This is a genomic window from Amycolatopsis sp. Poz14, assembly GCF_006704225.1.
GTDB classification, from domain to species: Bacteria; Actinomycetota; Actinomycetes; order Mycobacteriales; family Pseudonocardiaceae; genus Amycolatopsis; species Amycolatopsis nivea.
The window spans coordinates 412080-431432 of the sequence record NZ_JACLHD010000002.1; the positions used below are offsets into that span (position 1 = coordinate 412080).

The 19353-nt window shown below is 68.2% G+C and carries 17 protein-coding genes; 7 read left to right on the forward strand and 10 right to left on the reverse strand.

All coding sequences use genetic code 11. The features are described from left to right. The first annotated feature begins 128 nt into the window (after window positions 1–128). The gene (locus FKO37_RS45700; RefSeq protein WP_037816131.1) at window positions 129–1382 is read left to right on the forward strand and encodes a hypothetical protein; all 1254 of its coding nucleotides are present in this window, start codon (window positions 129–131) and stop codon (window positions 1380–1382) included. Window positions 1383–1387: 5 nt separating this feature from the next. Here FKO37_RS45700 and FKO37_RS45705 read toward each other — a convergent pair whose 3' ends face one another. Next, the gene (locus FKO37_RS45705; RefSeq protein WP_238608586.1) at window positions 1388–2092 is read right to left on the reverse strand and encodes an SDR family oxidoreductase; all 705 of its coding nucleotides are present in this window, start codon (window positions 2090–2092) and stop codon (window positions 1388–1390) included. A 103-nt stretch (window positions 2093–2195) separates the two neighbouring features. Between FKO37_RS45705 and FKO37_RS45710 the strand changes: the two genes are divergently transcribed. Continuing rightward, the gene (locus tag FKO37_RS45710; protein WP_238608587.1) at window positions 2196–2750 is read left to right on the forward strand and encodes a TetR/AcrR family transcriptional regulator; all 555 of its coding nucleotides are present in this window, start codon (window positions 2196–2198) and stop codon (window positions 2748–2750) included. Here the strand turns inward: FKO37_RS45710 and FKO37_RS45715 are convergent. Further along, entirely contained in the window at window positions 2747–3955 is a 1209-nt protein-coding gene (locus FKO37_RS45715) for an MFS transporter (RefSeq protein WP_238608588.1), read from the reverse strand. The two genes, FKO37_RS45710 and FKO37_RS45715, sit on opposite strands and share 4 nt — an antisense overlap. Before the next feature lie 120 nt (window positions 3956–4075). Then, complete coding sequence (locus FKO37_RS45720; RefSeq protein WP_238608589.1) at window positions 4076–5167, reverse strand: adenosine deaminase; 1092 nt, start codon at window positions 5165–5167, stop codon at window positions 4076–4078. Between the two features lie 212 nt (window positions 5168–5379). Here FKO37_RS45720 and FKO37_RS45725 point away from each other — a divergent pair, with 212 nt between their 5' ends. Continuing rightward, window positions 5380–6471: a PA containing protein gene (locus tag FKO37_RS45725; RefSeq protein ID WP_134667572.1), complete on the forward strand. Its 1092-nt coding sequence runs from the start codon at window positions 5380–5382 to the stop codon at window positions 6469–6471. A 584-nt stretch (window positions 6472–7055) separates the two neighbouring features. Here the strand turns inward: FKO37_RS45725 and FKO37_RS45730 are convergent. From FKO37_RS45730 to FKO37_RS45755, 6 genes are all read right to left on the reverse strand, one after another. Further along, the gene (locus FKO37_RS45730; protein ID WP_037816139.1) at window positions 7056–8330 is read right to left on the reverse strand and encodes a thymidine phosphorylase; all 1275 of its coding nucleotides are present in this window, start codon (window positions 8328–8330) and stop codon (window positions 7056–7058) included. Then, the gene (locus FKO37_RS45735; RefSeq protein WP_134732499.1) at window positions 8327–8716 is read right to left on the reverse strand and encodes a cytidine deaminase; all 390 of its coding nucleotides are present in this window, start codon (window positions 8714–8716) and stop codon (window positions 8327–8329) included. Before FKO37_RS45735 ends, FKO37_RS45730 begins: the two co-directional genes overlap by 4 nt. Further along, complete coding sequence (locus FKO37_RS45740; RefSeq protein WP_051172618.1) at window positions 8716–9948, reverse strand: ABC transporter permease; 1233 nt, start codon at window positions 9946–9948, stop codon at window positions 8716–8718. Before FKO37_RS45740 ends, FKO37_RS45735 begins: the two co-directional genes overlap by 1 nt. A gap of 47 nt (window positions 9949–9995) precedes the next feature. Next, window positions 9996–11093: an ABC transporter permease gene (locus FKO37_RS45745; RefSeq protein WP_037816144.1), complete on the reverse strand. Its 1098-nt coding sequence runs from the start codon at window positions 11091–11093 to the stop codon at window positions 9996–9998. Continuing rightward, a complete protein-coding gene (locus FKO37_RS45750) occupies window positions 11090–12655 on the reverse strand; it encodes an ABC transporter ATP-binding protein (protein WP_037816145.1) in 1566 nt (521 codons plus the stop codon). The genes FKO37_RS45745 and FKO37_RS45750 overlap by 4 nt, the downstream gene beginning before the upstream one ends. An 80-nt stretch (window positions 12656–12735) precedes the next feature. Next, window positions 12736–13878, reverse strand: a complete 1143-nt coding sequence (locus FKO37_RS45755; protein WP_037816147.1) for a BMP family protein — start codon at window positions 13876–13878, stop codon at window positions 12736–12738. 553 nt (window positions 13879–14431) lie between these two features. On the opposite strand from FKO37_RS45755, the gene sdhC reads away from it, so the two are divergent. Genes sdhC through FKO37_RS45775 form a run of 4 tightly spaced genes read left to right on the forward strand, consistent with a single transcriptional unit; the run spans window position 14432 to window position 17865 of the window. Next, on the forward strand, window positions 14432–14881 hold the full coding sequence (gene sdhC / locus FKO37_RS45760) for a succinate dehydrogenase, cytochrome b556 subunit (RefSeq protein ID WP_078870582.1): 450 nt from the start codon (window positions 14432–14434) through the stop codon (window positions 14879–14881). Between the two features lie 4 nt (window positions 14882–14885). Next, the gene (locus FKO37_RS45765; RefSeq protein ID WP_037816149.1) at window positions 14886–15302 is read left to right on the forward strand and encodes a succinate dehydrogenase hydrophobic membrane anchor subunit; all 417 of its coding nucleotides are present in this window, start codon (window positions 14886–14888) and stop codon (window positions 15300–15302) included. Window positions 15303–15337: 35 nt separating this feature from the next. After that, window positions 15338–17092 (forward strand): succinate dehydrogenase flavoprotein subunit, encoded by a 1755-nt coding sequence (gene sdhA, locus FKO37_RS45770; RefSeq protein WP_037816150.1) that lies wholly within the window; start codon window positions 15338–15340, stop codon window positions 17090–17092. Further along, window positions 17092–17865, forward strand: coding sequence for a succinate dehydrogenase iron-sulfur subunit (locus FKO37_RS45775; protein ID WP_037816151.1), 774 nt, complete (start codon window positions 17092–17094; stop codon window positions 17863–17865). The genes sdhA and FKO37_RS45775 overlap by 1 nt, the downstream gene beginning before the upstream one ends. A 66-nt stretch (window positions 17866–17931) precedes the next feature. Here the strand turns inward: FKO37_RS45775 and FKO37_RS45780 are convergent, their stop codons facing one another. Then, a complete protein-coding gene (locus tag FKO37_RS45780; RefSeq protein ID WP_238608590.1) occupies window positions 17932–19314 on the reverse strand; it encodes a S8 family serine peptidase in 1383 nt (460 codons plus the stop codon). Window positions 19315–19353 lie beyond the last annotated feature (39 nt).

The window sequence follows — 19353 nt, forward strand, 5'->3', positions numbered from 1 at the left end:
CCCCGCCCGCAGGTGCAGGGGAGATCGCGGGTGCTTGCCCTAACCCGTAGGCTTCCGGTACCGCGCGCTGCCGGAGGGGAACGGACAGGCGGGCGCGCACACGGGCGGTACTCGCGGAGGATTCGGCAATGGCACAGGACATCATCCCGATCGAGCTCGGGCTGCCGCAGGGCGACGTGGTCACCCTCTGGGCCCCGCGGTGGCGGGAGGACGGCGAGGAGTGGGAAGCGTTCCTCGGCGACGAGGACGACCTGTACGCCTTCCCGGACGCCGCGCACCTGGCCGCTTTCGTGCGCACGGCCGAGCAGCACGACCTGCTCGACCACCCGGCGTGGGACGCGGTGCCCGCGCTGAACGTGCCCGAGCTGATCCCCGACGACGACCACTCCTACGACCTCGTCGGCGTGCCCGAGCTGGTCGCCGAGGAGCCGGACTCGTGGACGATCGGCGAGCTGGCCGAGATCGTCGGCATCGTCCGTTCGCTCGCCGACGTGTGCGAGCTGGACGAGGTGCACGAGGTGCTCGACGCCTACGAGGGCTTCTCGCTGCTGGAGCAGGGACGGCTGCCGTTCACCGGGCGCGAGGGCGAAGCGCTGTGGAACGACCTGTCGAAGGCGGTCTCCGAGAAGTGGGACACCGTGCTCGACGCGATCGACAACCTGGTGACCGTGCCGGACGTCGACGCCGCGGTGCTGGAGCAGACCGCCGAAGAGCTGGCCGCCTTCCACGAGGAGTCCGCCGAGGCGGAGGCCGGTGAAGAGGACGGCGGTCCGGAGGACCTCGAAGCGGTCGACGCCGAGGACGAGGACGCCGAGGACGAACCGGTCGGCTTCTGGGGCGAGGTCGGCATCGACCCGATCAAGATCGTCACCTCCGGCGCGGAGTACTACACGCTGCGCTGCTACCTCGACGACAAGCCGGTGTTCCTCGGCAACGAGGGCGAGATCGACGTGTTCAGCTCGCCCAAGGCGCTGCTCAAGGCGATCAAGGCGGGCGACGAGCTCGCCGACACCGACCTCGCGAGCGTGTCCACTTGGGACGAGGTGCGCGAGAAGGCGGCGGCCGACGAGCTCGAGATCGAGGTCGACACCGACAACACCTACGTGTTCCCCGGTCTCGACGAGGACATCGCCGAGGGCCCGGAGTCGATCGACCCGACCCAGCTGGAACTGGCCGTCGAGCTGATCACCGACGCGGCCGAATGGGCGGGCGACGACACCGTCGAAACCGCGCTGGCGGCCAACGAAAGCCTCGGCTGGCTGGTGTCGTTCGTGCTGCGGCCGGACCCGAGCCGGCTCGAGCCGAGCGCTCCGTTCGACACCGAGCAGAGCGCCTGGCGCAAGCTGGTCGAGGACTTCGAGAACCGCCTCACGGTGGTCTGAACCTGCTAGAGGGCGTCGAACACGCTCTCGGCCGAGTCACCGGCGGAGAACATCTTCCAGGCGACGCCGGCGATCGCATCCGGATCCAGGGTGTGGCCGCCGGCGTCGCCGTATTTTTCCCGCTGTGCGACGACCATCCGGTGGATGTCGCCGCGTTCGACCAGACCGCCGATGATCAGGCTGCCCGCGTACACGCCGGTCCCGGCCAGCCCCTCGTGCAGCGTCCGCGCGTAGTTCCGCAGCGCCGCTGACGACACCGCGAGCGCGCCGAGCGCGGGCATCGGCCGCACCGCGCTGAGTCCGCCGGCGAACAGGAATCCGCCGCTGCCGCGCTCCAGCATGCCCGGCAGCAGTTTGCCGACCACCTCGACCGCCGGGTACACCCAGCTCATCGCCTTCTCGACAGCGTCGACGGTCGCGTCGGTGATGTCAGTGGGGAAGCTGTCCGGTTCGATCGCGGCTGGGCCGTAGTAGGCGACATCGATGTTGCCGAACCGTTCGGTGATTTCCTCGAGTGTCGCGCTGATGCCGTTCCGGACGTCGCCGACGAACGCTTCGGCGTTGTCGAGCTCGGCCAGGTAAGCCGGGTGCCGCTCAGCGGTACGCGAAACGAGCGCGACGCGGTATCCCTCCTCAGAGAACCGGCGGGCCATCGACATTCCGAGGCCGGGTCCGGCTCCGAGAACGACAGCGGTCGGGCGAGCGGTCATGGCTTGGCTTCCTTCCCCAGGGATAAATCGAGGGTGACCTCGACTTCGTTCGCCAAGCTACCACAAAACCCGAGGGCAGCCTCGACTTTGTACGATGGGACCCATGGCCACCGGATCGAAGCCGTTGCGCGCGGACGCCGCCCGCAACCGCGACAAACTGCTGGCCGCCGCGACGCGCGCGTTCGGCGAGCACGGCCTCGACGCGCCGCTGGAGCAGATCGCTCGCAGCGCCGGGGTCAGCATCGGCACCCTGTACGCGCACTTCCCGACCCGAGACGCGTTTGTCGACGCGATCCTGCCCGCGCAAATCGCGGCGCTGGACGAGCTGGCAACGCAGGCGTTGGCGGAGCCGGACCCGTGGCAGGGCTTCACCGGATTCCTCGACGGCCTGTTTGCCTTGCAGGCCAAGGATCACGGCCTCAGCGACGCCCTCGCCCGGCGACTGCCGCTCAGCCCGGCCGTACTGGAGGCATGCGCCGCCGGTTTCGAGCACGCCGCGCGGATTATCGACCGGGCAAAGGAATCCGGTCATCTGCGCGCCGATTTCGCACCCGCGGATCTCGCCCCGCTGATGTCCGCGATGTCGCCGTTGATCCGCGAATCACCCGAAACCTGGCGGCGGCACTTAGCCTTCTTTCTCGACGGCCTGCGCGCTTAGTCCTTTTCGGACTCCGCCCGCACCGGAACCAGACCTATTGCCAGCAGCGGGAAAATCGCCGCCACGCAATACGCCAGCGCATACCGGCTGTCCCCGATCACCAGGCCCAGCAACGGCGGGGTCGCCGACGCGGCGATGTTCTGCGCGGTGTTCTGCGTCCCCATCGCGCGGCCGGACCACGCGACCCCGGCCAGCTCGGCCGACGCGGTGAAGCCGAGACCGTTGTCCGCCACCGTGATCACCGCCGCCAGCACCAGCGCGGCCAGCACCAGCCACAACCAAGTCGCGTCCCCGACCGCGACCAGCAGCATCACGACCACGCTGGCGACAGCGAGCTGGCGCATCGGCCGCAGCCGGCTGCCGACCCGGTCCGACCAATACCCCGACGCCAGCCGCCCGAGCGCGCCGAGCACCTGAGCGACCGCGACGAACACCCCGGCCTGCGCGGCGGTCCATTGATGCTGCGACACCAGATACACCGGCGCGAACGCGGACACCGCGAACTGCGGCACCACCAAGAGCGCGCTCGCGGCGTGCACTCGCCACAGCCACGGCTTGCGGTACGGCGACGGCGGCCGCTCCCCCTTTGCCGCACGCGGCGGCCGCGGCGGGTCGACGACGAACAGCGCCACCAACAGCGCCACGCCGACCGCCAGCACGGCCGGCAGGAGCATCGCCGCCTGGAACCCCCACAGCGCGGCCAGCGGCGGCAGCCCTAGCGCGGCCACTCCGACCCCCAGCGGCTGCGCCGTCTGCCGGATCCCCATCGCGACGCCGCGCTCGGATTTGGCGAACCAGCCCATCACGACCCGGCCGCTCGCCGCGTTCACCGAAGCCGTGCACGCACCGGCTACGAGAAACACTCCAAAGAGAAGTCCGACCGGGTGGTGCCACAGGGCGGCGTACACGAGGAGTAACCCTGAAATGCCCAGGCCCAGCGCCATGATGAGCCGCTCGCCGTAACGGTCCGCAGCCGCGCCCCAGGCGATGAGCGTGAGCAGCAGGCCGATGCTCGGCGCCGCGACGACCGTGCCCGCCTGCGCCAGCGTCAGGTGGTCGGCCTCGCGCATGGCGGGCACGAGAAACGGGAGCCCGTAAAGGAACGAGCAGCTGGCGGTCTGCGCGGCGAGCCCGAGCGCGAGAATCAGCCACCGCCGCGAGCCGCCTTTTTCCCGCACCTGCTCCCCCGCCTCGACCTGCGCCATTCCGTCCACCGTCTCATATTTTGAGAATCATGTCTTACATAGTGAACGATAGTTGGCATGGCTAACGAACGCAACCGCCTTTCCGGGCGGCCGCGGCCGGTGCGTCTCCGGAGCCGGGATTCAGCCGAGCGCCGTGTACCCGGGTTTGACGACGTTCTCGATCAACTCGAGCCGCTCGTCGAAATCGAGGAACGCGGATTTCATGGCGTTGATCGTGAACCAGCGGAAGTCGTCGAGGCCGAAGCCGAACGTCTCGGCCAGCGCGGCGAATTCACTGGTCATCGTGCAGCCGCTCATCAGCCGGTTGTCGGTGTTGACGGTGACGCGGAAGCGCAGCCGGGCGAGCAGGCCGATGGGATGCTCGGCCAGCGACGGCACGGTTCCGGTCTGGACATTCGACGAGGGACAGATCTCCAGCGGGATCCGCCGGTCCCGGACGTAGGAGGCCAACCGTCCAAGGTGGACATTTCCGTCGGCGTCGGCGGTGCTGTCGTCGACGATCCGCACGCCGTGCCCGAGCCGTTCCGCGCCGCAGTACTGGATTGCCTCGCCGATCGACGGAAGCCCGAACGCTTCGCCGGCATGAATAGTGAAGTGTGCATTGTTCCGGCGCAAATAGTCGAATGCGTCCAGATTGCGGGTAGGCGGGAATCCGTCCTCCGGTCCGGCGATGTCGAATCCGGCCACCCCGGCGTCGCGGTAGCGCACCGCGAGTTCGGCGATCTCGAGCGCGCGGGCGTGCTGGCGCATGCCGCACAACAGCGTCCGCACCCGGATCCGGCCGCCGCCCGCGGCTACCCTCCGCATCCCTTCGGCGAAGCCCGCCTGGACGGCCTCAACCACTGCATCGAGTGACAGCCCGCGTTCCACGAACAGCTCCGGCGCGTACCGCAGCTCGGCGTAGACGACCCCGTCCGCGGCCAGGTCCTCGACCGCTTCGGCGGCAACCCTGACCAGGGCTTCCTCCGTTTGCATGACACCACACGTGTGGGCGAACGTTTCGAGGTACGACACCAGGGAACCGGAGTCCGCCGCGGCGCGGAACCAGCGGCCCAGCTCGTCCGGATCCGTCGCGGGAAGGTCCCGGTAGCCGAGATCCTCGGCGAGTTCGGCGACCGTGCCCGGCCGCAAGCCGCCGTCGAGGTGATCGTGGAGCAGGACCTTGGGGGCGCGGCGCAAGATCTCCGCGCTCAGCGGGGTTACGTCCGACATGCTCCAACGGTAGCCTCGCTGTCATTCCCCTACCTGGCCGTAACCGAGAGCACCGGAACAACCCTCTGCTCAGCACTGTGCGCAAGGAATCGGCCATCCGGGTGGCACGGTCGTTATCCGCGTTCCCCGGGGGCCATACGCACAGCAATTTTCTTCATCGATAAGCTCGGGTCAGTCCCTTCCATTTTTCCCCGCCGACGAAGGACACCGCAGTGACCACTGACAACCACATTGCCGCTCCGTCGTTCGACCGGATGCGCAACATGCTGGTGCGCGCGGCCGAGGTTCGTGAGAGCGAGCAGCAGCAGATCTTCGACGCGCTCGACGACATCTACGCCCGGCTCGCCCCGGTGGACTCCCTCGGCGCGGTGCGCAAGCGGCTGTCGGAACTGCCGGACCGGACCGAGGTCGGGGTGCTGGCGGAGCGCCTCGACGAGGCGATGACGCGGCTGGAGTCGCAGGACAACGCGATCGCCGCGCTCACGCACGCGGTGGAGAGCATCGTCGACAAGCTGGCGAAGCCCTTCGCCCAGCTCGACGGCCGCCTCGACGGCGTGGCGGCGCGGTTCGAGGGCGTCGCGGGCCGGATGGACGGGCTCGAGGACAAGCTGCAGAACATCCACCGCAGGCTCGACGAGCTGGGCGGGCACCTGGACAAGCAGGACGCCAAGCTGGAGTCGCTGCCGCAGGCCACGCAGGGCCCGATCCGCGACCGGATCGAGATGGCCGAGACGTCGCTGCGCGAGCGGATCGAGACCACGGACCAGGAACTGCGCTCGCGCGTCGACGAACTGGACCGCGCAACGAAGGAACGGATCGCCACCGCGACCGACGCGCTGAAGAGCGCCGTGTCCGACACCGGCGAGATGATCGACCCGGCCGCGCGCCTCGACTCGGTGGGCACGAAGCTCGAAACGATCACCCAGCGTCTCGACGACCTGTCCAGCCGCATCGACAAGGTCGAGGACGACGTCACCGGCCGCATCGGCGACCTGGACGGCTCGGTCCGCAGCGGCCTGTCGAAGGTCGAAGGCACGCTGTCGAAGCAGCCGGACACCGACGCGGTCGACTCGCTGGTGCGCCGCAGCAACGACGAATCGGTGCGCCGCATCGGCGGCCAGCTGGACGAAGCGATGGCGACGTTCGCGGAACTGATGCTGGGCGGCGGACCGGCGGTGCAGCAGATCGCCCCGCCGCCGCCCGCCCCGCGCCAGCCGCGCCGCAGCTCGCGCAACGGCCGGTCGCCCAAGGCCGCCGACGCGAAGGCAAAGGCTGGCGGCGACTCGGACGAGTCGACCGACTGAGCTTGAGTGGCCGAAGCCCCCGTCCAGAGTTCTGGACGGGGGCTTCGTCGTTTCAGTGTCACTAGCCGCGACCGAGCCCGCCCTCTAGAGGATGTCGCTGTACGGCTGTCAAGCCGCGGTGGCTGGACCTGGTTCCGAGTGCTGGCAGTGGGCGCCGTTGCGGAGCATGGCGTAGAGGTCGCAGCGCCGTCGGGCAAGGCAGATGAGCGCGGCAAAGGGTGCTCATCGAGTCTCGGCGGCGACCTGTTTACTTTGCTGGAGCACGATCTTTCAGGCTGTCGCCCGGCGCGGCAGACTGTGTCCGCGCCCCTGCGGGGAGCGTGAGTCTCGGCAATCCCGGCGTTTAGGGCTACTGATGCGGTCCGTGCGCGACAGCGTCCATAGCTCCGGTTCGCTGTTGGGAGCGGCCCGTCATGCAGCCGCTTCCCGTCCGAGTCCAAGACAACCGCGTGATGCTCGCCCGTCCCTAGATCCAGACCGACGAGCACGCCGGAACTGCCGGTCGGCACCCTCTGCGGGCGATCGATGGGCCACGCCCGGCGACCGCAGCCCGTCGATCAGGAACCACGAGAAAGCAAACCCCCTCAGGGCCGAACCGTCTCCAGCACGATCCCCCGCGCAGCAGGAGCCTCCGCTCCTACCTCGAACCCGCCTTCCAGCGCGGCCAGGGCCGCCGGGATCGCGTCCGGAGTGTCCGTGTGCAGTTCCAGCAACGGCTCCCCCTCCACCACCTGGTCGCCCGGCTTCGCGTGGCACAAGATCCCCGCCGCGGCCTGCACTGGGTCTTCCTTTCGCGCCCGGCCAGCCCCAAGCCGCCAAGCCGCGACACCCACGGCGTAGGCGTCCAGCGAAGTCAGCACCCCCGAAGCAGGTGCCGGGACGATGTGCACCGTGGAAGGCCGCGGCAAGGCAGCCGAAGGATCCCCGCCCTGGGCGGTGATCATCCGAGCCCACACCTCGTAAGCCTCCCCGGACGCCAGCACCTCGGCCGGATCCACGGAAATCCCCGCCAAAGCAAGCATTTCCCTAGCCAGCGCCACCGTCAGCGAGACCACGTCAGCCGGGCCACCGCCGCGCAGGACCTCGACCGCCTCGGCGACCTCGACCGCATTGCCGACCGCCCGGCCGAGCGGCGTGCTCATGTCGGTGATCAACGCCGTGCAAGCCACCCCGTGCGCAGTGCCGATGTCCACGAGCGTCCGCGCCAGCAGCTGCGCCTCTGGCACGGTCTTCATGAACGCCCCGGACCCAGCCTTCACATCCAGCACAAGCCCCGAAGCACCCTCGGCGATCTTCTTGCTCATGATCGAGCTGGCGATCAACGGCACCGACTCGACCGTCGACGTGACATCCCGCAGCGCGTACAGCTTCTTGTCCGCCGGAGCCAAGCCCTCGGTCGCCGCGCAGACCACCGCGCCGACCGAGTTCAGCTGCGCCGCGATCTCGTCCAGAGACAACGCCGCCCGCCAGCCGGGAATCGACTCCAGTTTGTCCAGCGTCCCGCCAGTGTGCCCGAGCCCGCGACCGGACAGCTGCGGCACCGCGGCACCGCACGCGGCGACCAGCGGAGCCAGCGGCAAGGTGATCTTGTCGCCGACCCCGCCGGTCGAGTGCTTGTCTACGGTCGGGCGCGCGACGTCCAGCGACAGCCGCGAACCCGAGTCGATCATCGCGCCGGTCCAGCGCGCGATCTCGCCGTCGTCCATGCCACGCAAGAAAATCGCCATGGCCAGCGCGGCCATCTGCTCTTCCGCGACCGCTCCGCGGGTGTAGGCGTCGACGACCCAATCGATCTGCTCGTCGCTCAGCCGTCCGCCGTCGCGCTTGGTCCGGATGACGTCTACCGCGGTGAAAGTCACGGCAGGTCCTCCGGCCCGAACGCGTCCGGCAGCACCTCCGACATCGGCAGCACTCCACGCGGAGTGTCGACCAGGCAAGAGGATCCGCCGAGTTCGAACAGAATCTGGCGGCACCGTCCACAAGGCATCAGCAGCTCACCCGAGCCACTGCGGCAAGCCACCGCGACCAAACGGCCACCGCCGGACAGTCGCAATTGTCCGGCCATTGTGCACTCAGCACACAAACCCAAGCCGTACGAAGCGTTTTCGACGTTGCAACCGGTCACCTGCCGACCATCGTCCACAATGGCCGCGACGCCGACGTGCAGTCCCGAATAAGGCGCGTACGCGTGCGAAGCAGCCGAAACCGCGGCCGCGCGCAAAGCCTCCCAGTCCACTTCGGACATCAGTCGCCCTCACCTCGTCGATACTGCGCGCCGTCTGCCTTGGGCGGCCGAAGTCGTTGCGACGCAACAGCTAGCACGATCAGCGTCACGAAGTGCGCGGTGTACGGGATCAAGTCGCTCGGGAGAGTGTCGTTGGTCCAGTAGATCGCGTACAGAATCCCAGCACCGACGACGCCGAGTGCGGCCGCGAGCCAGCGCTTCCGGATCAGCTGCACGATCACGATGATCGCCAGCAGAATCACCGCGCCGTACAGCAACGCCAGCACCGCGTCGCCGCCACCGGCGAGCTGCAGACCGTCGGAGTACCCGAACAGCGCGGCGCCGCCGAGCAGACCGCCCGGTCGCCAGTTGCCGAAAATCATCGCTGCCAGACCGATGTACCCGCGGCCGTTGGTCTGGTTCTCCAGGTAGTCCGCGCCGCCCTTGAGCAGCACCAGCGACGCACCGCCCATGCCCGCGAACCCGCCGGAGATCAGCACGCCGACGTACTTGTAGCGGTACACGTTCACGCCGAGCGACTCCGCCGCGACCGGGTTCTCGCCGCACGAACGCAGCCGAAGGCCGAACCGCGTGCGCCAGAGAATCCAGTAGCTCACCGGAATCAGCACGATCGCGATCATCGTCAGCGGCGCGACGCCGGTCACCAGCCCGCGCAGAATGCCCGCGACGTCAGACAATCCGACGCGCTGCTGGTCTTCCAGCGAACCCAGCCAGTCCGACAATCCGGCCGCGGAATAGGTGTCGAACTTCGGCACCGGCGGCGACTGGCGCGGGTTTCCCGACAGCGGCTCGAAAATCAGGTTCGCCAGATACTTCGCGACCCCGAGCCCGAGCAGGTTGATCGCGACACCGGAAACGATGTGGTTGACGTTGAACGTCACCGTCGCCACCGCGTGCAGCAGCCCGCCCAGCGCGCCGAACGCGATCGCGGCCAGCAAACCGACCCACGCGCCGCCGTAATACGCACCCCAGGCCGCGCCCCAGGTGCCGAGGATCATCATGCCTTCGAGGCCGATGTTGATCACGCCCACGCGCTCGGCCCACAGCCCGCCCAGCGCACACAGCAGGATCGGCAGCGCCAGCCGCAGTGCGGTCGACGCGGTGTTGCTGGACGTCAGCGCCGAAACGCCGGTGGCGTACGACGCGGTCGACATGACCGCGATGGCGACCACGGCCCAGATCACGCCGCGCAGCCAGCCGGGGATCCGCGGCCGCTTGCGCTTGACCGGCATCGGCGTCCCGGATTCCGGACCCGGCCGGGAGAACTCCGTCGTGGTGGTCACACCGCACCGCCTTCCGCGACCGAGGCGCCCTTGCGGCCGTTGCCGGCGAGCGCCCTGCCCACCCTGCGCTGTTCCGCGGCGAGGTCGGCCCGGCGCACGATCTCGTACGCCACGACGACCGAGAGCACGATGATGCCCTGCATGATCGTCGCGATCTCCTTGGACACGTTGATCTGCTCCAGCGACACCGCGGAGGTGTCCAGGAACGCCCACAGCAGCGCGCCGAACGCGATGCCGCCGGGATGGTTGCGGCCGAGCAGCGCGACCGCGATGCCGGTGAAGCCGTACATCTGGGTCGCGGTGATGCCGTAGCTGTAGTCGCGGCCGAGCAGTTCCGGCATGGCGACCAGACCGGCCACCGCACCGGACAACAGCATCGCGATGAGCGTCATCTTCTTCGCGCTCACACCACCGGCGGCCGCGGCCGTCGCGGACTCGCCGCTCGCCTTCAGCTCGAAGCCGAACCGGGTGCGGTTCAGCATGAACCAGTACGCGCCGCCGATCACGATCGCGATGAACACGAACCCGAACAGCGTGCCCGACCCGAGCGGGATGCCCGGGATCCGGCCGGACGGCGCGATCACCCTGGTCCCGATGTTGTTGCCGGTCTGCACGCCGAACTGGTCGGCGTTGATGAGGAACGCGATGATGCCCGCGACGATCGAGTTCAGCATGATCGTCGAGATGACCTCGCTGACGCCGCGGGTCACCTTGAGCACCGCCGGGATCGTCGCGTACAGCGCGCCGGAAACGACAGCCACCAGCAGGATCACGATGGTGTGGATGACCGGCGGCAGCTGCAGCGCCCCGCCGATGATCGCGGCGACCACCGCGGCGAACCGGTACTGGCCCTCGACGCCGATGTTGAACAGGTTCATCTGGAACCCGATCGCCACGGCCAAGCCGGACAGGTAGTACACCGTCGCGAGGTTCACCGTGTCGACCGCGGTGGAGCCCTTGAACAGCTGGCCGATCATCGTCCCGTACGCCTGCAACGGGTCGGCGCCGGAGATGACGAGCGCGATCGCGGACAGGATCACCGCGAACGCGATCGCGAGCAGAGGCGGCAGCAGCCGCGTGCGCCACGAACTCATGAGTCTTCACCTTCTTCGGCGCCGGTCATGGCGGAACCGAGTTCCTGCGGGGTGACGGTGGCCGGGTTCGCCTCGCTCACGAGCCGCCCGCGCAGCATCACGCGAATGGTGTCGGACAGCCCGATCAGCTCGTCGAGGTCCGCGGAAATCAGCAGCACGGCGAGGCCGTCGGCACGCGCCTGGCGGATCTGCTCCCAGATCAGCGCCTGCGCACCGACGTCGACGCCGCGCGTCGGGTGCGAAGCGATCAGCAGCACCGGGTTGCCGGACAGCTCGCGCCCGACGATCAGCTTCTGCTGGTTGCCGCCGGACAACGCGGCGGCCGGAACGTCGATGCCGGGCGTGCGGACGTCGTACTCGCGCACGATCCGTTCGGTGTCCTCGCGCGCGCCCGCGATGTTGAGCAGTTGCCCGCCGGACACCGGTTCCCGCGTCTGGTAGCCGAGAATCCGGTTGACCCACAACGGTTGCGTGAGCAGCAGGCTGTGCCGCGTGCGGTCTTCGGCGATGTAGCCGATGCCCGCCTCGCGCCGCGCCAGCGTGCCCAGCTTGACCAGATCGTGCGTCTCGCCGTCGGGCGGCGTCAGCTCGATGTGGCCGCCGCTCGCCTTGCGCATCCCCATGATCGTCTCGACCAGTTCGGTCTGGCCGTTGCCCTCGACGCCCGCGATGCCGAGCACCTCGCCCGCGTGGACGGTGAAGGAGATGTGGTCCAGCACGTTGCGCTCGGAGCCTTCGGCGGACAGCCGCAGCTCGCGCACCTGCAGGACCTCGCGGTCGGTCACCGTCGACTCGCGCGTCTCCGGGCTCGGCAGCTCCGAACCGACCATCATCTCGGCCAGCTCGCGGCTGGTGATCTTCTTCGGATCCGCGGTGCCGACCGTGGTGCCGCGCCGGATCACGGTGACCGTGTCGGCGATCGCGCGCACCTCGTCGAGCTTGTGCGAGATGAAGAGGAACGTGTAGCCGTCGGCCTGCATCTCGCGGACGGTCGTGAACAGCGCGTCCACTTCCTGCGGCACGAGCACGGCGGTCGGCTCGTCGAGGATGATGATTTTCGCGCCGCGGTAAAGGACTTTGACGATCTCGACGCGCTGGCGGTCGGCGACGCCGAGTTCCTCCAGCAGCGCGTCGGGCTTCGCGTGCAGCCCGGTCCGCTTCGACAGTTCCGCCAAGCGCGTCCGCGCCGCGCGGCCGATGCCGTGCAGCGCCTCCGCGCCCAGGAACACGTTTTCCGCGACGGTCAGGTTGTCGGCGAGCATGAAGTGCTGGTGCACCATGCCGATCCCGGCGCGGATGGCGTCCTGCGGGTTGCGCAGTCTCACCTCGGCGCCGTTGATGGCGATGCTGCCCTCGTCGGGCTGCTGCATCCCGTACAGGATCTTCATCAGGGTCGACTTGCCCGCGCCGTTCTCGCCGCACAGCGCGTGCACCTCGCCCGCCGCGACGGTGAGGTTGACGTCGGAGTTCGCGACGACGCCGGGGAACCGCTTGGTGATCCCGGTCAGCTGGACGGCCGGCACGCCCCGGTCGGGGACGGCTTCGGCCTCGATCTCGGTCATCGGAGGGGACATCCCGTTCTGTCGGAAACGCGTGAGGGCCCGGAAGGAAGATCCTTCCGAGCCCTGCCGCGTCGTGAGCGTTACTTGGCCGGCTTGTCCGAAACCTTGATGGCGCCGGAGACGATCTGGGCCTTGTACCCGTCCAGCACGTCCTTGATGTCGTCGACCTTGCCGCCGGAGGTCGAGTAGCCGACCCCGTCGGACTTCAGGTCGAAGCGCTTCGGCACCGTGCTCAGGTCGCCCTTCGCGACGGCCTGCAGGTACTCGAAGACCGCGACGTCGACGCGCTTGATCATCGAGGTGATGATGATGTCCTTGTCGGCGGCGACCGTCTTCTGGTTGTACTGGTCGGAGTCGACGCCGATGGCCAGCGCGTTGTTCTGCTTCGCCGCATCGAACACGCCCTTACCGGAGGCGCCGGCGGCGTGGTAGACGACGTCCGCGCCGCGGGAGATCTCGGCGGCGGCCTTCGCGTTGCCCTTCGGCGGGTCCTGGAAGCCGGAGAAGTCGCCGGCGGGCGTCAGGTACTCGTCCTCGATCTTGATCTTGCTCGAAACGGCCTTCGCGCCCTGCAGGAAGCCCGCCTCGAACTTCTGGATCAGCGGAGTGTTCACGCCGCCGACGAAGCCGACGTGGCACTTCTTGCTCTTGTACGCGGCGGCGACGCCGGCCAGGAACGAGCCCTGCTCCTCGGCGAAGACCAGCGGCGTGACGTTCGGCAAGTTGATCGAGTCGTCGTCGACGATCGCGAACTTCGTGTTCGGGTACTTCGTGGCGACGGCCTTGACCGACTGCGCGTAGGCGAAACCGACCGCGACGATCGGGTTCAGGCCCTGCTGCGCCATCTGCTCGAGACGCTGCTGCTTGGCGGCTTCGCTCTCGCTCGCGCTCGCGGTGCTCTCGTTGACGGTCGGGACGCCCAGCTCGGACTTCGCCCGGTCGGTGCCCGCGGCGGCCGCGTCGTTGAAGGAAGCGTCACCGCGACCGCCGACGTCGAAGGCCAGGCCGACCTTGAGCTTGCTGCCGTCGACCTTGCCCGAGGCGGCGCTGCTGCTCGTGGCGGCGGCAGGCGCGGCGGGCGGCTTCGGGGCGGTGATGCAGTTCGAGCCCGCGTTGCCGTCCGAACCGGACGCGTTGTTGTTGCTTCCCCCGGTGTCCTTCGCGCACCCGGCCAGTGCAAGCACCCCAGCCATGGTCGCGGCGGCCAGCGCGGTTCCACGCATGCGACGCAACGTGTGTCTCCCTCCCCGCTGATCCAGCGGACGATCCAGGAACGGCCCGGTCACGGTCGCCGGGCTCAACTGGCAGACCGTACCCAACCGCCGGGTAACCGCCATAGGAACGGCACGCTACGTAACACAAACGTTTACTCGGAGGGTCGATCCGCGACCAATCCGGCGCCGACCGTGATCAAGAGGCCCCGCCCCGCCCGCTGCGATCACGCACCGTGGCCCCGCTTTCGCCCGGGAACCGTCCGGGAAGGACTCCGCGAGGGAATCCCTGTCCCGGAAGGAGTCCTTCAGGGCAGCTCAGACGTGCTCCAGACCACACGTCCGAGTGGTCTGCCGTGGTCACCGGTGTCTGGTCTGTCACAGAGAGGAACCCGGAGGTGAGCCGCGCGTATGGGTCGGGTCTAGCATCCATGCATCCACGCTCGATGGCCCCTGATCTCGGCACCGTCGCCGGAGTTGTCCCCAGTGGACCGACCCCGGCCGCGGGTGCGGACCTCACCGGTCACCCGGGCACGACAGTCATGACGTTGGAGGCCGTTCACCGATGTCCACCACGGCGAGCACTGCCACCGAAAGCGGGGCAGGAGCTAGCGATCGGGCGGGTGCCTCACGCCGGCAGGGAACCTTCTACCGGGGCGACCCCGGCATGTGGTCCTGGGTGCTTCACCGCATCACCGGCGTGCTGACCTTTTTCTTCCTGTTCGTGCACGTGCTCGACACCGCGCTCGTGCGCGTGTCGCCGAACACCTACGACCAGGTCATCGAGACGTACAAGACGCCGATCGTGAACCTGCTCGAGGTCGGCCTTGTCGGCGCGGTGCTGTTCCACGCGCTCAACGGGCTGCGCGTCCTGCTGGTCGACTTCTGGGCCAAGGGCCCGAAGTACCAGAAGACGATGCTCTGGGTCATCGGCGTCGTGTGGGTGGTCGTGATGGTTCCGGGTGCGTTCTTCATGCTGAAGCGCACCGTCGAGACGCTTTTCGGGGGTGCCTGATCCCATGGCCGACGCTCTGATCCTCGACAAGCCGCGCTCGCCGCGGCGGCCGTCCGCCCGGCGCAGCAACTTCGAGCTCTACAGCTGGCTGTTCATGCGCATCTCCGGGCTCGCGCTGATCATCCTGGTGCTGGGCCACCTGTTCATCATGAACATCCTCGACGGCGGCGTGCACCGCATCAACTGGGGCTTCGTCGCCGGCCGCTGGGCCTCGCCGTTCTGGCAGTTCTGGGACCTGGCGATGCTGTGGCTCGCCGAGATCCACGGCGGGAACGGGCTGCGCACGATCATCGACGACTACGCGCGCAAGGACTCCACCCGGTTCTGGCTGAAGATCCTGCTCTACGTCTCGATGGTGCTCATCCTGGCCGTCGGCACGATGGTGATCTTCACGTTCGACCCCGAGATGCCTGCCTCCTGAGGCGCACCCACCACTAGCTAGCGGAGTCTTTCCCTATGCAGTTCCACAAGTACGACGTGGTGATCGTCGGCGCGGGCGGCGCCGGCATGCGCGCGGCCATCGAATCCGGTCAGCGCGCCCGCACCGCGGTCCTCACCAAGCTGTACCCGACCCGGTCCCACACCGGCGCGGCCCAGGGCGGCATGTGCGCCGCGCTGGCGAACGTCGAAGAGGACAACTGGGAATGGCACACCTTCGACACCGTCAAGGGCGGTGACTACCTGGTCGACCAGGACGCCGCGGAGATCATGGCGAAAGAGGCCATCGACGCCGTCCTCGACCTGGAGAAGATGGGTCTTCCGTTCAACCGGACGCCCGAGGGCAAGATCGACCAGCGCCGGTTCGGCGGGCACACCCGCGACCACGGCAAGGCCGCGGTGCGCCGCGCCTGCTACGCCGCGGACCGCACCGGGCACATGATTCTCCAGACGCTGTACCAAAACTGCGTCAAGCACGGCACCGAGTTCTTCAACGAGTTCTACGTGCTCGACCTGGTCCTGTCCGAGGGCGAGGACGGCAACCCGATCGCCACCGGCGTGGTCGCCTACGAGCTGGCCACCGGCGAACTGCACGTGTTCCAGGCGAAGTCGATCGTGTTCGCCACCGGCGGCGCGGGCAAGATCTTCAAGACCACCTCGAACGCGCACACCCTCACCGGCGACGGCCTCGGCATCATCTTCCGCAAGGGCCTTCCGCTGGAGGACATGGAGTTCTTCCAGTTCCACCCGACCGGCCTCGCCGGCCTCGGCATCCTGATCTCCGAGGCGGTGCGCGGCGAGGGCGGCATCCTCCGCAACGCCGACGGCGAGCGGTTCATGGAGCGCTACGCCCCCACCATCAAGGACCTCGCGCCGCGCGACATCGTCGCCCGGTCGATGGTCCAGGAGGTGCTGCAGGGCCGCGGCTGCGGGCCGAACAAGGACTACGTCGTCCTCGACGTGACCCACCTGCCGGTCGAGGTCCTCGAGACCAAGCTGCCGGACATCACCGAGTTCTCCCGCACCTACCTGGGCGTCGACCCGGTCAAGGAGCCGGTGCCGGTGTTCCCGACGTGCCACTACGTCATGGGCGGCATCCCGACGAACATCCACGGCGAGGCGCTGCGCGACAACGAGCACGTCATCCCGGGCCTGTACGCCGCGGGCGAGGTCGCCTGCGTGTCCGTGCACGGTTCGAACCGCCTCGGCACGAACTCGCTGCTGGACATCAACGTGTTCGGCCGCCGCGCGGGCATCGCCGCCGCGGAGTACGCGCTGGCGCACGACCACGTCGAGCTGCCGGAGAACCCGACCACCCTGGTCGAGGAGCAGCTGGAGCTGCTGCTGTCGGAGCACGGCGACGAGCGCGTCGCCGACATCCGCAAGGAAATGCAGCAGACGATGGACTCGCACGCGTCGGTGTACCGCACCGAGGACACGCTGAAGCAGGCGCTGACCGACATCCAGGCGCTCAAGGAGCGCTACCAGCGGATCACCGTGGCGGACAAGGGCAAGCGGTACAACACCGACCTGCTCGAGGCCGTCGAGCTGGGCTTCCTGCTGGAGCTGGCCGAGGTGCTGGTCGTCGGCGCGATCGCGCGCAAGGAGTCCCGCGGCGGGCACGCCCGCGAGGACTACCCGAACCGCGACGACACGAACTTCATGCGGCACACCATGGCCTACAAGCAGGGCGAGGGGCTGTCGTCCGACATCCGGCTCGACTACAAGCCGGTCACCTTCACCCGCTACGAACCGATGGAGCGGAAGTACTGATGACGACGGCCACCCCTGAAGCGCCTTCCTCCAAGGCGTCCGACGAGCACACGCCGATCCAGGTCACGCTGAAGATCCTGCGGTTCAACCCGGAGGTCGACCAGGAGCCGCACTGGGAGTCCTACGACGTCCCGGCGCAGCCGACCGACCGCGTGCTGAACCTGCTGTTCTACGTCAAGGACTACATCGACGGCACGTTCTCCTTCCGCCGCTCGTGCGCGCACGGCGTGTGCGGTTCGGACGCGATGCAGATCAACGGGATCAACCGGCTGGCCTGCAAGGTGCTGCTGAAGGACCTGCTCGAGAAGAACGGCAAGAAGACCGAGATCACCATCGCCCCGATCAAGGGCCTGACGACGTTGAAGGACCTCTACGTCGACATGGACCCGTTCTTCGAGGCGTACCGGGCGATCAAGCCGTACCTGATCACCTACGGCAACGAGCCGACCCGCGAGCGGATCCAGTCCCAGGCCGACCGCAACCGGTTCGACGACACCACCAAGTGCATCCTGTGCGCCTGCTGCACGTCGTCCTGCCCGGTCTACTGGAACGACGGCTCGTACTTCGGCCCGGCGGCGATCGTCAACGCCCACCGCTTCATCTTCGACTCCCGCGACGAGGGTGCCGAGGAGCGGCTGGACATCCTGAACGACGGTGAAGGCGTGTGGCGCTGCCGCACGACGTTCAACTGCACCGACGCCTGCCCGCGCGGCATCCAGGTGACCAAGGCGATCCAGGAAGTGAAGCGCGCGCTGCTGTTCAAGCGCGTCTGATCTTTTTAGCTACGAGAACGGCCCTCGCCCCGAGCATTCGGGACGAGGGCCGTTTTTGTTGCTGCGTCAGTGAACCGCGTCCAGCGCGTTCACCAAACCGCGCCCGTAGTACGAGTTGTTCTGCTTCGGACCCTCACACGCCGACACATCACAAGCCACCGGATCCGCCTCCGCGGTAAGCAAAGCCGCCAACGCCCGCGGCGGCGCGTTCCGATGCGTAGAAGCCAAAAGCGCCGCAACCCCAGCCGCATGCGGCGAAGCCATCGACGTGCCGCACTTAGTCCCATATGCGCCATTGAAAATGGTCGACAGCGGGCACCCCGCGCCCTGCCCAGAAGGCGGAACCTGTCCCGAATCGCCGCCCGGCGCAGTCACCGTGACCGAGCCGTAGTTGGAGTAGTAAGCCTTCGTCCCCGCGTAACCAACCGCGGACACGGTCACCACACCGTCGATCGCCTTGGGCAGGATGCCGCACGAAGAATCAATCTTGTGCGGACGGTTCGGGTCAACAGTCTGCTTCGTGACATCGAAGCCCGAGTTACCCGCCGCAGCGACATTGAGAGTTCCGCGCTGCGTCGAGTAGGTCACGGCACGCCGTACGGCCTCGTACGCGGCAGCGTCGCCCGCTTCGTTGCGGCAGTAGAACATCCCGGGGTCGATGTAGTAGCTGTTGTTCGTCACCTGGAAACCGTGCTGTGCGGCCCAGACAAAGCCGCAGACCGCTGCCTCCGGGAAGATGTAGCCGTCGTCGTTCACGACCTTCACGGACGCCAGCCGCACGCCCGGCGCGATGCCGGTGAAGCCGCGCGACGCGTCCTTGCCCGCGATGGTGCCTGCGACGTGCGTGCCGTGGTCGGAGTTCGTCGGCGCCCACGCGGAAGCGTCCGGCGCGCCGGTGACACAGCCGGTCGAGGACTTCGCGTCCACCGCGTTCGCGAGCGCCGGGTGTTTGGCGTCGATGCCGGAATCCAGCACGCCGACGGTGACCGATCGCGAACCGGGGTTGATCTTATTCGCTTCGGGAGCGTGGATGGCCCGCATGTCCCACTGCTGAGTCGACAAATCGCTACCAGTGGCGACGCTCTCCGTCTGCTCCAGCATCCCGACCGCCGAACGCAGTCCGGCGCGGGCGGCGGCCTTCGCGGCGACGTCCTTGCCACCCGAATACGCCCGCTTCACCCCGATCCGGTCGGCGAAGTCCGCGTTGCGCGAGCTGGCGACCGCGACGCCGATTTCCGGGTAGTACGCGATCCGTTTGCCGCATTTGGCGGTCAGCTCCGCGTCGACCGAACGCTGCTTCTCGCCCGGTTGGTACAGCACGACGTAGCTGTACTGGGTGCTGGTGGTGTCGCACGACGGCGCGGGCGCGGCGGACGCTGGCACAGCCACCGCACCGGCGGCGACGCCGGCTACCGCGACCGGGACGAGCAATCGACGTAAACGGGACATTTAGCCTCCATGGTCGGTCGCCCGAAACTAAGCCAGCCC

Excerpts from the sequence above, each read along its gene's own strand:
- FKO37_RS45700 (WP_037816131.1), top strand. The coding sequence starts at position 129 with ATGGCACAGGACATCATCCCGATCGAGCTCGGGCTGCCGCAGGGCGAC.
- FKO37_RS45705 (WP_238608586.1), bottom strand. The coding sequence starts at position 2,092 with ATGACCGCTCGCCCGACCGCTGTCGTTCTCGGAGCCGGACCCGGCCTC.
- FKO37_RS45710 (WP_238608587.1), top strand. The coding sequence starts at position 2,196 with ATGGCCACCGGATCGAAGCCGTTGCGCGCGGACGCCGCCCGCAACCGC.
- FKO37_RS45715 (WP_238608588.1), bottom strand. The coding sequence starts at position 3,955 with ATGGCGCAGGTCGAGGCGGGGGAGCAGGTGCGGGAAAAAGGCGGCTCG.
- FKO37_RS45720 (WP_238608589.1), bottom strand. The coding sequence starts at position 5,167 with ATGTCGGACGTAACCCCGCTGAGCGCGGAGATCTTGCGCCGCGCCCCC.
- FKO37_RS45735 (WP_134732499.1), bottom strand. The coding sequence starts at position 8,716 with ATGTCCGAAGTGGACTGGGAGGCTTTGCGCGCGGCCGCGGTTTCGGCT.
- FKO37_RS45740 (WP_051172618.1), bottom strand. The coding sequence starts at position 9,948 with ATGCCGGTCAAGCGCAAGCGGCCGCGGATCCCCGGCTGGCTGCGCGGC.
- FKO37_RS45745 (WP_037816144.1), bottom strand. The coding sequence starts at position 11,093 with ATGAGTTCGTGGCGCACGCGGCTGCTGCCGCCTCTGCTCGCGATCGCG.
- FKO37_RS45750 (WP_037816145.1), bottom strand. The coding sequence starts at position 12,655 with ATGACCGAGATCGAGGCCGAAGCCGTCCCCGACCGGGGCGTGCCGGCC.
- FKO37_RS45755 (WP_037816147.1), bottom strand. The coding sequence starts at position 13,878 with ATGCGTGGAACCGCGCTGGCCGCCGCGACCATGGCTGGGGTGCTTGCA.
- sdhC (WP_078870582.1), top strand. The coding sequence starts at position 14,432 with ATGTCCACCACGGCGAGCACTGCCACCGAAAGCGGGGCAGGAGCTAGC.
- FKO37_RS45765 (WP_037816149.1), top strand. The coding sequence starts at position 14,886 with ATGGCCGACGCTCTGATCCTCGACAAGCCGCGCTCGCCGCGGCGGCCG.
- sdhA (WP_037816150.1), top strand. The coding sequence starts at position 15,338 with ATGCAGTTCCACAAGTACGACGTGGTGATCGTCGGCGCGGGCGGCGCC.
- FKO37_RS45775 (WP_037816151.1), top strand. The coding sequence starts at position 17,092 with ATGACGACGGCCACCCCTGAAGCGCCTTCCTCCAAGGCGTCCGACGAG.
- FKO37_RS45780 (WP_238608590.1), bottom strand. The coding sequence starts at position 19,314 with ATGTCCCGTTTACGTCGATTGCTCGTCCCGGTCGCGGTAGCCGGCGTC.